Annotated in this window: 11 protein-coding genes; 8 read left to right on the top strand and 3 right to left on the bottom strand. The window is 64.1% G+C overall.

Annotated elements, in window-relative coordinates; all coding sequences use genetic code 11:
* Window positions 1–57: 57 nt before the first annotated feature.
* The 3 genes from NKI39_RS00830 to NKI39_RS00820 form a co-directional block, all read right to left on the bottom strand.
* On the bottom strand, window positions 58–1,383 hold the full coding sequence (locus NKI39_RS00830) for an ActS/PrrB/RegB family redox-sensitive histidine kinase (protein ID WP_352448476.1): 1,326 nt from the start codon (window positions 1,381–1,383) through the stop codon (window positions 58–60).
* 89 nt (window positions 1,384–1,472) lie between these two features.
* Entirely contained in the window at window positions 1,473–4,091 is a 2,619-nt protein-coding gene (gene hrpB, locus NKI39_RS00825; protein WP_352818567.1) for an ATP-dependent helicase HrpB, read from the bottom strand.
* A 75-nt stretch (window positions 4,092–4,166) separates the two neighbouring features.
* The gene (locus NKI39_RS00820) at window positions 4,167–5,057 is read right to left on the bottom strand and encodes a DMT family transporter (protein WP_352448474.1); all 891 of its coding nucleotides are present in this window, start codon (window positions 5,055–5,057) and stop codon (window positions 4,167–4,169) included.
* A gap of 27 nt (window positions 5,058–5,084) precedes the next feature.
* Here NKI39_RS00820 and NKI39_RS00815 point away from each other — a divergent pair, with 27 nt between their 5' ends.
* The 8 genes from NKI39_RS00815 (at window position 5,085) to NKI39_RS00780 (ending at window position 13,353) form a co-directional block, all read left to right on the top strand.
* The gene (locus NKI39_RS00815; RefSeq protein ID WP_352448473.1) at window positions 5,085–5,774 is read left to right on the top strand and encodes a PIG-L deacetylase family protein; all 690 of its coding nucleotides are present in this window, start codon (window positions 5,085–5,087) and stop codon (window positions 5,772–5,774) included.
* 212 nt (window positions 5,775–5,986) lie between these two features.
* Window positions 5,987–7,318 (top strand): ABC transporter substrate-binding protein, encoded by a 1,332-nt coding sequence (locus NKI39_RS00810; protein ID WP_352448472.1) that lies wholly within the window; start codon window positions 5,987–5,989, stop codon window positions 7,316–7,318.
* Between the two features lie 110 nt (window positions 7,319–7,428).
* Entirely contained in the window at window positions 7,429–8,376 is a 948-nt protein-coding gene (locus NKI39_RS00805; protein ID WP_031211681.1) for a carbohydrate ABC transporter permease, read from the top strand.
* On the top strand, window positions 8,373–9,323 hold the full coding sequence (locus NKI39_RS00800; protein ID WP_352448471.1) for a carbohydrate ABC transporter permease: 951 nt from the start codon (window positions 8,373–8,375) through the stop codon (window positions 9,321–9,323). The genes NKI39_RS00805 and NKI39_RS00800 overlap by 4 nt, the downstream gene beginning before the upstream one ends.
* Window positions 9,320–9,520, top strand: a complete 201-nt coding sequence (locus NKI39_RS00795) for a hypothetical protein (protein ID WP_023676334.1) — start codon at window positions 9,320–9,322, stop codon at window positions 9,518–9,520. The genes NKI39_RS00800 and NKI39_RS00795 overlap by 4 nt, the downstream gene beginning before the upstream one ends.
* 3 nt (window positions 9,521–9,523) lie before the next feature.
* Window positions 9,524–10,636, top strand: coding sequence for an ABC transporter ATP-binding protein (locus NKI39_RS00790; protein WP_352818570.1), 1,113 nt, complete (start codon window positions 9,524–9,526; stop codon window positions 10,634–10,636).
* Window positions 10,629–11,642, top strand: coding sequence for an ABC transporter ATP-binding protein (locus NKI39_RS00785; RefSeq protein WP_352769103.1), 1,014 nt, complete (start codon window positions 10,629–10,631; stop codon window positions 11,640–11,642). The genes NKI39_RS00790 and NKI39_RS00785 overlap by 8 nt, the downstream gene beginning before the upstream one ends.
* Before the next feature lie 67 nt (window positions 11,643–11,709).
* Window positions 11,710–13,353, top strand: coding sequence for a dihydroxyacetone kinase subunit DhaK (locus NKI39_RS00780; protein ID WP_352769100.1), 1,644 nt, complete (start codon window positions 11,710–11,712; stop codon window positions 13,351–13,353).
* Window positions 13,354–13,429 lie beyond the last annotated feature (76 nt).

Raw genomic sequence — 13,429 nt, 5'->3', positions numbered from 1 at the left:
GAAAATCCTGCTGCCTGATTTTTACGCAAATATAGTTTCGCAACGCTATTGTCCAATTTAGGCCGTGTCGAACATGGTGGCCGAAGCCTGCTCGGGATTGAGGAAGACGCTGCGCGGCCACGATATCTGCACGATAGCGCCCTCGCCGGGCTCGCTTGAATTGCGGAAATCGAGCGTCGCGCCGGAGCGTTCGAGCAAGGTCTTGGCGATGAATAGGCCGAGGCCGAGGCCGCCGCCGGCTTCGGTGCCTTGTCGCGTCGACATATAGGGTTCTCCGATACGGTCGATGATCTCCGGTGGAAAGCCCGGCCCGTCGTCGATGATCGAGAAGCTGACGGCGGCCTCATTCCAGTTCCAGCGCACTGTCACGCTGTTGCGGGCGAAGTCGACCGCGTTCTCGACCAGATTGCCGAGGCCGTAAATGACGCCGGGATTGCGCCGGCCCACCGGTTCCGGGCCGATGCGCTCGCCCGGCCGAAGCTTGATCGAAATGCCGAAATCGCGGTGCGGCGCCGTCACCTCCTCGACCAGCGAGGTCAGCGGCAGGCGCGAGAGGTGCACCTCGCTCTCGGAGGACAGGCTGGTCAGGCGCTTCAGGATTTCGCGGCAGCGCTCGCTCTGCGAACGCAGCAGCTTCACGTCCTCGCCGTATTTCGGATCTTCGCCAAGCGCCTTCTCCATCTCCTTGGCAACAAGCGTGATGGTGGCGAGCGGCGTGCCGAGTTCGTGCGCGGCGGCCGCGGCGAGGCCGTCGAGGGCCGAGAGATGCTGTTCTCGCTGCAGCACCAATTCCGTGGCGGCAAGCGCGTTGGCAAGCAGCCGCGCCTCCTCGGCCACCCGGAAGGCATAGATCGCGGTAAAGGCGATGGAGCAGAACACCGCCATCCACATGCCGGCGACATAGATGAACGGCATCGCCAATGGCGCCCCCTCATGCCAGGGCAGCGGCAGGTGGTAAAAGACCAGCAGCGTCGCCGCCACGATCACCAGCGCGCCGAGCATGGCGGTCAGCCGCAGCGGCAGCGACGTCGCCGAGACGACGACGGGCACGGTCATCAGCAGCGAAAACGGATTCGTAAGGCCGCCGGTCATGTAGAGCAGGCCGGCAAGCTGCAGGCTGTCGAAGGTCAGGATGGCGAAGGCCGAGAACGGGGTAAGCCGATGCGCCGCCGGATAGCGGAAAGTCAGCAAAAGGTTCATCCAGGCCGAACAGGCGATCAGCGCAAAACACATGCTGACCGGTAGCGGAAATTTCAGCCCGTAAGCGACCACAAGCACGGTCAGGCTCTGGCCGACGATGGCAAGCCAGCGCAACCTGATCAGCGTGTTGAGGCGCAGCCGCTGGCTTTGCTGGAAGTCGGGTGCGTGCAGGATGTTTATCATGGCCAGTGATTATAGAGGGGAAACAGCCGGAGGTCTTTTCCGAAAACCGTCGAAGCTGGGCCTCGGTTCGGGATGACAGTCTGGAAGCATCAGGTACCGCGCGGCTTGGCGCGGCTGGTGGCGGCGGCGAGAAGCGGGTTCTCCGGCCAGACATGCCTGGGATAGCGGCCGCGCATCTCTGCCCGCACATCGGCCCAGGAGCCGCGCCAGAAGCCGGGCAGGTCGCGCGTCGTCTGGATCGGCCGGTGCGCCGGCGACAGCAATTCGAGCGTCAGCGGCACAGTGCCGTTGGCGATCGCCGGATGCCGGTCGAGGCCGAACAGTTCCTGCACGCGGATCGCCAGCACCGGCCATTCGCCGTCATAGCGGATCGGCAGCCGGCTGCCCGACGGCGCGTCGAAATGGGTCGGCGCCAATGTGGCGATCTTGCGCTGCAATTCGTGCGGCACCAGCGTCATCAGGCCTTGCGAAAGCACGCTGGGATCGATTGCCGCAAAGGATGCCGCGCCGGAAAGGAACGGCAGCAGCCAGTCGTCGAGGCGCTCGAGGAGCGCGGCATCGGAGACATCGGGCCATGGCACGCCGAGGCCGCGATGCAGCCAGCCGAGCCGCTGCCGCAACGTCTCCGCCTCCCTGTTCCACGGCAACAGGGACAGGCCGTGTTCGCGCAAGGCGTCGAGGATGGCGCGATCCGCGTCGGCACCGGTCGGCGCCGGCAGCATGCGTTCGGACAGCGTGATGGCGCCGAGGCGAACCGTTTCGCGCACCCGCACCGCGCGCCTGTCGCGGTCGAAGCTCACCTCGCGGCGGGCCTCGATCTTTTCCGCCAACGCAGTGCGGATGTCGGCCTCATCGATGGCTGCCGCTGCGGTGATGCGGGCGTTCTGCGCCTTGCCCTGCAGGTCGGCGACGACGAGCCAGGTCTCGCCGGCCAGCGGATCGGAGGCGTCGAGCATGGCGCCCGAGCCGTTGGCAAGCACGAAGCGGCCACGCTCGCCGCGCGCTTTGGCGACCCGATCCGGCCAGGCATGGATGAGGAGAGCGCCGGCTGTGCTGCCCTCCCCCTTGAGGGGGTCGGAAGGACGGGCGAGACCCGTGGCTCGCCCCGGCGCGTCGATCCGCGTAGCGGATCGGGGTGGGGTCGGTTCGGGCACGGCATCGACGACCCCGCCCCGTCTCCCTCGTCTCGCTGCGCTCGGCTCGCTCGCCGACCCTCTCCTCGAGGGGGAGGGTGAAGCCTGCTTTGCCAGCCTCTCAGCCAGCTGCCGGGCGGCGGTGGCGCGCGGCGATCTTTCGGCGCGAAAGCGCAGCAGCCGCCGTTCGAGATCGGCACCATCGCCGCCAAGGCCACGCTCGGTCAATAATACGGCGAGCATCGCCGCCTCGAGCGCCTCTCCGGTCCTTGCCGCCTCGGCGACCATATGGGCGAGCCGCACCGGTAGCGCCAGCCGGCGCATCGCGGCACCGGCATCCGTCAGGCGTCCTGCCGCATCGACAGCATCGAGCGCACGTAGCAGTACCCTCGCCTCGGTGAGCGCCGGAGCCGGTGGGGGGTCGAGGAAGGATAGACTGGTCGGATCGGCGACGCCGAACGCTGCGCTATCGAGCAACAGGCCGGAAAGATCGGCCTCGAGGATTTCCGGCGGCGTGAAGGCCGGCAGGGCCGCCGTCTGCTCGGCCCGCCACAACCGGATGGCGACGCCCGGCTGCGTGCGCCCGGCACGGCCGGCGCGCTGGTCGGCGGAAGCGCGGGAAGCACGTACCGTCTCCAGCCGCGTCAGGCCGCTCGCCGGTTCATAGCGCGGCAGCCGCGACAGGCCGGAATCGATGACGACGCGGACGCCGTCGATGGTGATGGAGGTTTCGGCGATCGACGTCGCCAGCACGACCTTGCGGCGGCCGAGCGGCGCCGGCTTGATCGCCGCGTCCTGCGCCTTGTTGTCGAGCATACCATAGAGCGGCACGATGTCGGTATCGGCGCCGACCTTGCCCGCCAGCCGCTCGGCGGTGCGCTCGATCTCGCGCTGGCCGGGCAGGAAAGCGAGCACGCTGCCCTCCTCCCCGGCAAGCGCCGAGCGGATCGCCTTGGCCATGGCGTCCTCGATCGTGACGCCGGCCGGCCGCTCGTCATAGCGGATGTCGACCGGGAAGGCGCGGCCCGCGCTCTCGATCACCGGCGCGCCGGACAGCAATTTTGCGACACGCGCGCCGTCGAGCGTTGCCGACATCACCAGCAATCTGAGTTCGGGCCTCAGCGCACCCTGCACGTCAAGCGCCAGCGCCAACCCGAAATCGCCGTCGAGCGAGCGTTCGTGGAACTCGTCGAATAGCACCGCCGCGACACCAGGCAGTTCCGGGTCGTCGAGGATCATGCGGGACAGCACGCCTTCGGTGACGACGAGAACCCTGGTCTTTGCGGAACTGCGGTTTTCCATGCGCATGGCATAGCCGACGGTTTCGCCGGGCTCTTGGCCGAGCAATTCGGCCATGCGGCGGGCGGCAGCGCGGGCGGCGAGGCGGCGCGGTTCGAGCAGGATGATCTTTCCGGCGCCGAGCCATTCAGCGTCGAGCAGCGCCAGTGGAACCAGCGTCGTCTTGCCGGCACCGGGTGGCGCCACCAGCACGGCGCTGTTACCATGGCTCAGCGTTTCATTGAGCGCCGGCAAGACAACGGAGACCGGCAGGTCCGGCAAGGGTTTTGTCGTCATTGTGCTATGCTGTGCAGCCAGTTGGCAGCAACCGCATATCAGCGGTGGCGGTCGCGGCGCAACCTCGGCGCCGACTCAAAGCCTGGTCCGCGAAAACGGGTTCCAGCGCACCGTGCCGAGCCGCACCTCCTCGCGCACCATGGTCAGCAGGCCGGAACCGCCGACCACGGCCAAGCCGACCAGCGACAGAAAATCCGGATATTCCCTGAAGAACAGCGCACCCAGAACCACCGCCCAGACGATCTGCGAGTAATGCGTCGGCGCGATGCGGTTGGCCGGTGCGTATTTGACCGCCAGCAGATGCAACAGCTGGCCGCCGGCGGTGAAGGCGCCGGCCAGTACCAGCCAGGCCCATTGCCTGCCATCCGGCAACGAGAACGAGGTAGCCGCCGCACCGGCGCCGTTGAAGAGCAGGCCGTAGCCGATCAGCACGCCGAGCATCGTCGTGCGCTTTTCCTGCGCGGCGAGCGAACGCATCAGGATCACATTGGTGGCGGCCAGGAAGGCGATGATGAACGCCGCCAGATGACCAAGATGCAATTCGCGAAACCCCGGCCTGACGACCAGCATGACCCCGGCAAAGCCGGCGACCACCGCCAGCCACCGCCACGGGCCGACCTTCTCCTTGAGGACCAGCGTGGCTAGGATGGTGACGAACAGCGGCGCCAGAAAGATGAGCGCATAGACTTCCGCCAGCGGAATGGTGGTGAAGGCATAGACGCTGAGCACGCCCGAGGCGATGCCGGCCCAGGCCCGGGCCTGTACCGCCCAGGGCCGGTTGGTGCGCCAGAAATCGAGCCAGCGCTCGCCTGCCGGCCTGGCAAAGAGCAGAAAGCAGCCGGCAAACAATGTCGAGAAGAAGCCGATCTCGAAGACGTTGAACTGCCCGCCCAGGCTTTTGACAACGGCGTCGCTGCACGAATAGCTTGCATAGGCGATGAGTGCGAGCAGAATTCCGTTGGGCACGTTTTTCCATTTCCGGGAGAGATGAGAGTGAAGATATTGGCGCTTGGCGCGCATTCGGACGACATCGAGATCTTCATGTTCGGTACGATGGCGGCCTATGCCGCGCAAGGCGCAGAACTCTTTTTTGCCATAGCCACGGATGGCACCAGGGGCGGCTACGGCGATCCGTCAGCGCTGGCCCGCACGCGCCGCAAGGAGGCGATGGCGGCGGCCGGCCTGCTTGGCGTGACGCCGCGCTTCCTTGACTTTCCCGATGGCGGGCTGGTCGCGGATGCCGCGCTGATCGGGGCGCTCAAAGCACTGATCGGCGAGATAGGGCCGGATCTGGTGATAACGCATGCGCCGAACGACTATCATGGCGACCACCGCGCGCTGTCGGATGGCGTGCGCATCGCAGCGTCATTCTCGGTGCCGGTGCTACATGCCGACACGTTCGGCGGCACCGGGTTTTCGCCAACGCACTACGTCGACACCTCCAGGCATTTCGATCTCAAGGCGGAGGCGATCAGGGCGCACCAGTCGCAGGATCCCGAGCGTTTCGTCGACGCGGCGCGCACGCAGAACGCCTTTCGCGCCGGCCAGTGCAACGGCCCAGCCGGATCGTTTGCCGAGGCGTTCCGCTTCGAGCCAGTCTTCCCCTTCGCCGATATCCGCGCGCTGCTGCCGCCGGCCCCAGTGATCCGTCCGGTGGCTGTCAGCAACAAGACGGTGACCTAGACAGGTCGCCGCAACTTCTCACGTTGCTTTCCTGTCCAGCATGCTGCGGTGCAGCAACGAATTCGCTTGCTTTGTTTAGTAAAAATTGCATCACTAAACAAATTACTAAACATCCGGTGCGCCGCCGCGTCGTTGTGTTTGGGCCCCGGAGGAGGGGTTTAGCGGGCTCTTGAAACCGTCATCCGGACGTGTTTCGCAAATGGGAGGAAGGCATGAAATCGACCTTGAAATTGGCGTTGGGACTGGCATCGACACTCTTTGCGTCGACAGCCGTTTCGAATGTCGCGCAGGCAGAAGATCTGACGCTTTGCTGGGCAGCCTGGGACCCGGCCAACGCGCTTGTGGAATTGTCCAAGGACTTCACCAAGGAAACCGGCATCGGCATGAAATTCGAATTCGTGCCGTGGACCAACTATGCCGATCGCTTTCTCAACGAGCTGAATTCGCACGGCAAGCTGTGCGACCTCATCATCGGCGACAGCCAGTGGATCGGCGGTGCCGCCGAGAACGGCCATTACGTCAAGCTGAACGACTTCTTCGACAAGGAGAAGATTAGCATGGATGATTTCGTGCCGGCGACCGTCGTCGGCTATTCGGAATGGCCGAAGAACTCGCCGAATTACTGGGCGCTGCCGGCCATGGGTGACGTCGTCGGTTGGACTTACCGCAAGGACTGGTTCTCCAAGCCGGAGCTGCGGAAGGAATTCAAGGAAAAGTACGGCTGGGATCTCGGCCCGCCGACGACCTTCGACCAATTGAAGCAGATCGCCGAATTCTTCCAGAAGCGCGACATCGACGGCAAGACCGTCTATGGCGCGTCGATCTACACCGAGCGCGGCTCGGAAGGCATCACCATGGGCGCCATGGACGTGCTCTACAGCTTTGGCTTCCAGTACGAAAACCCGAAAAAACCCTACGAGATGGAAGGCTTCGTCAACTCCGATAAATCGGTGAAGGGCCTGGAGTTCTACAAAGCCCTCTACGATTGCTGCACCCCTCCCGGCGCCTCGAACAGCTACATGGGCGAAGGCGTTGATGCCTTCAAATCCGGCCAGGTGGCGATGCACATGAACTTCGCCTTCACCTGGCCAGGCCTGCAGAAGGACGAGAATGTCGGCGGCGACAAGATCGGCTATTTCGTCAATCCCAAAGGTCCGGACGGGGACCAGTTCGCCCAGCTCGGCGGCCAGGGCATCTCGGTGGTCTCCTATTCCGACAAGCAGGAAGCCGCGCTCAAATACATCAAATGGTTCGCCAACAAGGACGTGCAGTCCAAATGGTGGTCGCTCGGCGGCTATTCCTGCCTCAACGCGGTCGTCAAGGACCCCGCCTTCCCGGCCAGCCAGCCCTATGCGCAGACCTTCCTCGACTCGATGGCCATCGTGAAGGACTTCTGGGCCGAGCCGAGCTATGCCCCGCTGTTGCAGGCATCGCAGAAGCGCTTCCACGACTATGTCGTTGCCGGGCAAGGCTCGGCCAAGGATGCGCTCGACGGCCTGGTCAAGGACTGGACCGAGGTCTTCCAGGACGATGGCAAGATGTAAACGGCTCCTCCCGAGCCCATGACCGAACCGTCCCGTGCCACTTGGCACGGGACACAGTTCAGATAAATTCCATTGTCGAGACGAGCCAAGTGACCGAAGCAGGACTGACCATGCTCAATCGGACGGCGGACAGCGTTGCCCGGGCTACGCCCGAGCCGTTGGCCCGCAAGGTCCGGGGCATCAGCGACAAGGGCCTCGCCTGGCTGTTCATCTCGCCGACGATCCTGTTGCTGTTAGCTATCAACATCTTTCCGCTGTTCTGGGCAATCTATCTGTCCTTCACCAATTTTCGCGCCAATCGGCCCAACGAGGTTGTGAAGAACCTCGGGCTGGCCAACTACAAGCGCATCCTCGCCGACCAGGACATCTGGATCGCCATGCAGACGACGGCGCATTTCGTGTTCTGGACCATCCTGCTGCAGACGCTGATCGGCTTCACTCTGGCCTGGCTGATCGACCGCAAGTTCCGCGGCCACGCCTTCTGGACGACCATCATCCTGGTGCCGATGATGCTATCGCCGGCGGTGGTCGGCAATTTCTGGCGCTTTCTCTACGAGCCGCAGATCGGGCTGTTCGCCTACGCCGTTTCGTTCGTCACCGGCATTCCGGCAACCGAGATCAGCATGCTCTCCAACGTGTCACTGGCGCCATGGTCGATCATCATCGTCGACACCTGGATGTGGACGCCTTACGTAATGCTGATCTGCCTCGCCGGCCTGCGCTCGATCCCCGAATACATCTACGAAGCGGCCGAGGTCGACCGCGCCTCCAACTGGCGGCAGTTCTGGTCGATCACGCTGCCGATGGCGCTGCCCTTCATCATGCTGGCGGTGCTGTTTCGCGGCATCGAGAACTTCAAGATGTTCGACATGGTCAATTTGCTCACCGGCGGCGGGCCGGGATCGACCACCGAAGTGGCCTCGATCACGCTGAAGCGGCAGGCCTTCGAAAGCTGGCGGACGGGCTATTCCTCGGCTTTCGCCATCATCCTGTTCGTCGCAGTGTTTGGCCTCGCAAACATCTACGTCAAGGCGCTCAACAAGGTGAAGCAGAGATGAGCCTGACGTCAGCCCATTCCGTTGTCGCGCCGTCGGCCACGTCGAAGCGCGTCGCCGGCGCCATCATCGTCGCCTACGCGCTGATCTCGATCGTGCCGCTGCTGTGGATCTTCGCCACCAGCTTCAAGACGCCGCCGGATTCGATCGCCTATCCGCCGAAGATCCTGTTCCAGCCCAGCCTCGAGGGCTACTGCAATTTGTTCTCGACCCGGACTCGGCAAACACCGGAATACATCAACTCGCTGGGACCGGCGACGGGCCTGTGCGACGAGACGGTGCGCAAGCGCAATATGGTGATCGCCGGCCCGTCCAACTTCATGCCGCGCTTCGTCAATTCGCTGATTATCGCGTTCGGCTCGACGTTTTGCGCGGTTTTCCTCGGCACGCTGTCGGCCTATGGTTTTTCGCGCTTCAAGGTGCCGCTCGCCGACGACCTTCTGTTCTTCATCCTGTCGACGCGGATGATGCCGCCGATCGCGGTCGCCATCCCGATCTACCTGATGTACCGGGAGCTTGGCCTGTCGGACACGGCTCTCGGCATGATCCTGCTTTATACGGCGGTCAACGTGTCCTTGGCGGTGTGGCTGCTGAAAGGCTTCATCGACGAGATCCCGCGCGAATATGAAGAAGCGGCGATGATCGACGGCTACACCAGGCTGCAGGCGTTCTGGCGCACGGTGCTGCCGCAGGCGACCACCGGTATTGCCGCAACCGCCATCTTCTGCCTGATCTTTGCCTGGAACGAATATGCCTTCGCTGCGCTGCTGACCTCGGGCACGGCGCAGACCGCGCCGCCCTTCATTCCGACCATCATCGGCGAAGGCGGTCAGGACTGGCCGGCGGTCGCGGCCGGCACGACGATCTTTCTGGTGCCGATCCTGGTCTTCACCATCCTGCTTCGCAAGCAATTGCTGCGCGGCATCACCTTTGGCGCGGTGCGTAAATGAGCATGACCGCAAAACGCAAATCGCGCTGGCCCGTCTGGGCCAGGCGCGGGCTGATGGAAAACGTCGCCACCGCGATCATCGCCATCGGCTTCCTGATGCTGTTCCAGCCCTTCGCACTGGTGCTCTACACCTATTCCTTCATCACCATGCTTGCGGGCACGGCGATGTTCATCATCGTCTCGAAATTTCCGGAGTAGACGATGGCCGAGATCAGGGTCGAACATCTGAGGAAGGCATTCGGCGATTTCGTCGCCGTGCAAGATTCCAACTTCGTCGTCGAGGACGGCGAATTCTTCGTCATGCTGGGGCCGTCCGGCTGCGGCAAGACGACGACGTTGCGCATGATCGCCGGGCTCGAACTGCCAACCGGCGGCAAGATCCTGCTTGGCGGCGAGGACGTCACCATGCGGCGTGCCCGCGAGCGCGACATCGCCTTCGTCTTCCAGCTGTTCGCGCTCTATCCGCACATGAATGTGCGGAAGAACATCGGCTTTCCACTGCTGGCGCAAGGCGTGCCAGGCGCTGAAATCCGGAGCCGAGTGGAGGAGACGGCGAAGCTTTTGCGGATCGACCATCTGCTCAACAAATCGGTCTCCGGGCTTGCCGGCGGCGATCGCCAGCGCGTGGCGCTCGGCCGCGCCATCGTACGGCGGCCAAAATGCTTCCTGATGGATGAGCCGCTCGGCACGCTCGACACCGAATTCCGCGACCTGATGGTCCATGAATTGCGAGAACTGCACAACCGCATTCACGCCACCACCGTCTATGTCACGCATGACCAGATGGAAGCGATGTCGATGGCCGACAAGATCGCGGTGATGAACCACGGCGTCATCGAGCAGTTCGGCACGCCGCGCGAGATCTACGACCGGCCGGCGACGATGTTCGTCGCCGACTTCATCGGCTCGCCGCCGATGAATTTCCTCGGCTTCGGCGGCGGGCTTTCAAAGGGCGCCAGGGAAATTGTTGTGCAAGGCGCGAAGGTGGCCGTGCCGGAGATCCGCGAGGACGTCGCGCCGGCCGAGATGGCGCTTGGCATCCGACCGGAGCACATCCGCTTCGATGACGCTTCGAAGCTGCGCGGTGCTATTTACGGCACGGAATATCTCGGCACCACTCAGATCGTCGCGGTGGAGACAGCGGACGGCATCATCAAGGCCAGGGTGCCGGCCGAAATCCGGCTCAATCCGGGCGATCATGTGGGCCTGACGCTGAGCAGCGCGCGGCTGTCGCTGTTCGCAAAAGGATCCGGGCGTGCGGTGCGCACCGAAATCCATGACTCGGCCTCCCAGGGGAGAGCACATCATGGCTGACGTTCACATCAAAAGCGTGACCAAGGCTTTTGGCGAGCATGTCGCCGTCGACAATCTCGACCTGCATATCGCCGACGGGGAATTCGTCGTGCTGCTCGGGCCGACCGGCGCCGGCAAGACGACGACGCTCAGGCTGATCGCCGGGTTGGAGCGTCCGGAAGCGGGCTCGATCCATATTGCCGGCCACGACACGACGACGCTGTCGCCGGCCGAGCGCGACACCGCTTTCGTGTTCCAGCAATATTCGCTCTATCCGCATCTGTCGGTTTACGACAACCTCGCCTTTCCGCTGCGCTCGCCAGCACGGAAAATGCCGGAGGATCAGATCCGCCGCCGCGTCGAGGACGTGGCCAAGATGGTGCGCATCCACCACAAGCTGAATAATCGCTCGACCAAACTCTCTGGCGGCGAGATGCAGCGCGTCGCCATCGGCCGCGCTTTGGTGCGCAAGCCGTCGATCTACCTGATGGACGAGCCGCTGTCGTCGCTCGACGCCAAGCTGCGCGCCGATCTCAGGCTCGAGCTGAAGCGCATCCAGGCGGAACTCGGCGCCACAATGCTCTACGTCACGCACGACCAGATCGAAGCGATGACCATGGCCGACCGCATCGGCATTCTCGCCGACGGCGTGCTGGTGCAGATCGGTTCCCCGCGCACGATCTATTCTGAGCCGGCAAACCTTCACGTCGCCGCAAGGCTCGGCCAACCGGCAATCAATTTGTTGCCGGTCGGACTGCTGCCGGATGGCGGCGTGCCGGCGGGAACAAAGACGATCGGTGCCCGTACCGAACATCTTTCGATCGAGAAGGCGGCGAACGGCCATGCCGACGGCGTCGTCGATTGGGTCGAGCATCTCGGCGACCAGAACCATCTGCATGTGACGGTGGGGACCAGGAAGCTGGTGACGCTAACCGACCCCGACACCGACCTGGCGCAGGGCGACAAGATCATGATCCGCTATCGCTCGCCGCTGTATTTCGGCCCCGATGGGCGACGGCTGATGTGAGCGCTGCGCGAGTGTTTTCCTGGCACCTTTCAACCGGCAATTTCGGGCACCGGACTGGACCAATTCGATGAAGCATTTTTTCAATCGCAGGGATACGATCGTAACTGAGGCCCTGGACGGCTTCCTCGGTACGACCGGCGCCGGCGATCTCGCTCGCCTCGACGGCTATCCCGAGATCAAGGTCATTCTCCGCGCGGACTGGGATAAGACGAAGGTCGCGGTCATTTCCGGCGGCGGGGCCGGGCACGAACCTGCCCATGCCGGCTTTGTCGGCATTGGCATGCTGACGGCGGCGGTTTCGGGCGAGATCTTTGCTTCGCCGAGCGTGGAAGCGGTATTGGCCGCCATCCGCGCGGTGACCGGTCCCGCCGGGTGCCTGCTGATCGTCAAGAACTATACCGGCGATCGCCTCAACTTCGGCCTGGCAGCCGAGAAGGCGCGCGCCGAAGGTTTTCGGGTCGAGATGGTGATTGTCGCCGACGATATCGCCCTGCCGGACATTGCCCAGCCGCGTGGCGTGGCCGGCACCTTGTTCGTGCACAAGATCGCCGGCCACCTGTCGGAAGCCGGCATTGACCTGGCGACGGTTGCCGCTGCGGCGCGGGCCGCGGCGGCGGATATCGTTTCGCTCGGCATATCGCTGTCATCCTGCTCGATCCCCGGTCAGAGCCATGACGAAAGATTTGGCGCCGACGACGCTGAACTCGGCCTCGGCATCCATGGCGAACCGGGCGTTGAGCGGATTGCGGTGCAAAGTGCCGAAAGGCTGGTTGCGATCATGTCGGAGCGCCTTGCCGCGCGGCTCGATCCGGTCAGCGACTACGCCTTGCTGATCAATAATCTCGGTTCGGTGCCACCGCTGGAAATGTTGCTTGTCGCCAATGCGGTATTGGCTTCACCGCTGGCACAAAAGGTGACGCTGACAATCGGGCCCGGGCAGCTTGTGACCGCGCTCAACATGAACGGCTTTTCCCTGTCGCTGATCCGGCTCGATGCGTCGCGCGAAGCGGCGTTGCGGGCGCCGGTAGGCCCTCACGCCTGGCTGCCGGCAAGAGCCGTTCGCCAAGCCAGCGTCGTGCCGATGGCCAAAGCCGCCGGCCCGAACAACGCGTCGAAAGCCAGCCAGGACGCACGCACCGACCGGTTGGTTGTCGCGGTCTGCGAACGGCTGATCTCGCTTGAAGGCGCGTTGAACGGACTGGATGCCAAGGCGGGAGACGGTGACACCGGATCGACTGTGGCGGCCGGTGCGCGCAGCGTGCTTGGCCGCATTGCGACACTGCCGCTCGCTGAGCCTGCCGCAGCGCTCGCCGTCGTCGGCGACATCCTGAGCGCCAGCATGGGCGGCTCTAGCGGCGTGCTGTTGTCGATCTTCTTCACCGCCGCCGCGCAGGCGCTGGAGTCTGGCGAAACGCTTCCCAAGGCGCTTCTCGCCGGCCTCGATCGGATGTCCTTCTATGGTGGAGCGAGGGTCGGCGATCGCACGATGATCGATGCCCTGGAACCCGCCTTGAGGGCGCTGGATAGGGGGAGTCTGGAAGATGCGGCGGTCGCGGCGCAACGCGGAGCCGAGGCCACCGCTGCCATGCGCAAGGCCAAGGCCGGGCGGTCCGCCTATATTGGCAGCCAGCTCGACGGCGTGGTCGACCCCGGCGCCTTTGCCGTCGCCGAGGTCTTCACTGCCCTCGCTGCGTTGCTCGAACCCGCTTGACTGGGGAAAAGAATGCTTCAATTGCCGGATATGCAATTTTCTCGTACTGCCGGCAGCGCAGGGGCCAGGAGCATGG

The sequence above is a fragment of the Mesorhizobium sp. M0664 genome (genome assembly GCF_040320565.1).
In the GTDB taxonomy this organism is placed as follows: Bacteria; Pseudomonadota; Alphaproteobacteria; order Rhizobiales; family Rhizobiaceae; genus Mesorhizobium.
Note: the sequence above shows the minus strand (reverse complement) of the source record. Positions and strands in the feature narration are given on the sequence as shown.

What these genes read in the sequence shown, in the direction of transcription:
- NKI39_RS00830 (WP_352448476.1), bottom strand. Translation starts at nt 1,383, where the DNA reads ATGATAAACATCCTGCACGCACCCGACTTCCAGCAAAGCCAGCGGCTG.
- NKI39_RS00790 (WP_352818570.1), top strand. Translation starts at nt 9,524, where the DNA reads ATGGCCGAGATCAGGGTCGAACATCTGAGGAAGGCATTCGGCGATTTC.
- hrpB (WP_352818567.1), bottom strand. Translation starts at nt 4,091, where the DNA reads ATGACGACAAAACCCTTGCCGGACCTGCCGGTCTCCGTTGTCTTGCCG.
- NKI39_RS00780 (WP_352769100.1), top strand. Translation starts at nt 11,710, where the DNA reads ATGAAGCATTTTTTCAATCGCAGGGATACGATCGTAACTGAGGCCCTG.
- NKI39_RS00810 (WP_352448472.1), top strand. Translation starts at nt 5,987, where the DNA reads ATGAAATCGACCTTGAAATTGGCGTTGGGACTGGCATCGACACTCTTT.
- NKI39_RS00795 (WP_023676334.1), top strand. Translation starts at nt 9,320, where the DNA reads ATGAGCATGACCGCAAAACGCAAATCGCGCTGGCCCGTCTGGGCCAGG.
- NKI39_RS00785 (WP_352769103.1), top strand. Translation starts at nt 10,629, where the DNA reads ATGGCTGACGTTCACATCAAAAGCGTGACCAAGGCTTTTGGCGAGCAT.
- NKI39_RS00805 (WP_031211681.1), top strand. Translation starts at nt 7,429, where the DNA reads ATGCTCAATCGGACGGCGGACAGCGTTGCCCGGGCTACGCCCGAGCCG.
- NKI39_RS00800 (WP_352448471.1), top strand. Translation starts at nt 8,373, where the DNA reads ATGAGCCTGACGTCAGCCCATTCCGTTGTCGCGCCGTCGGCCACGTCG.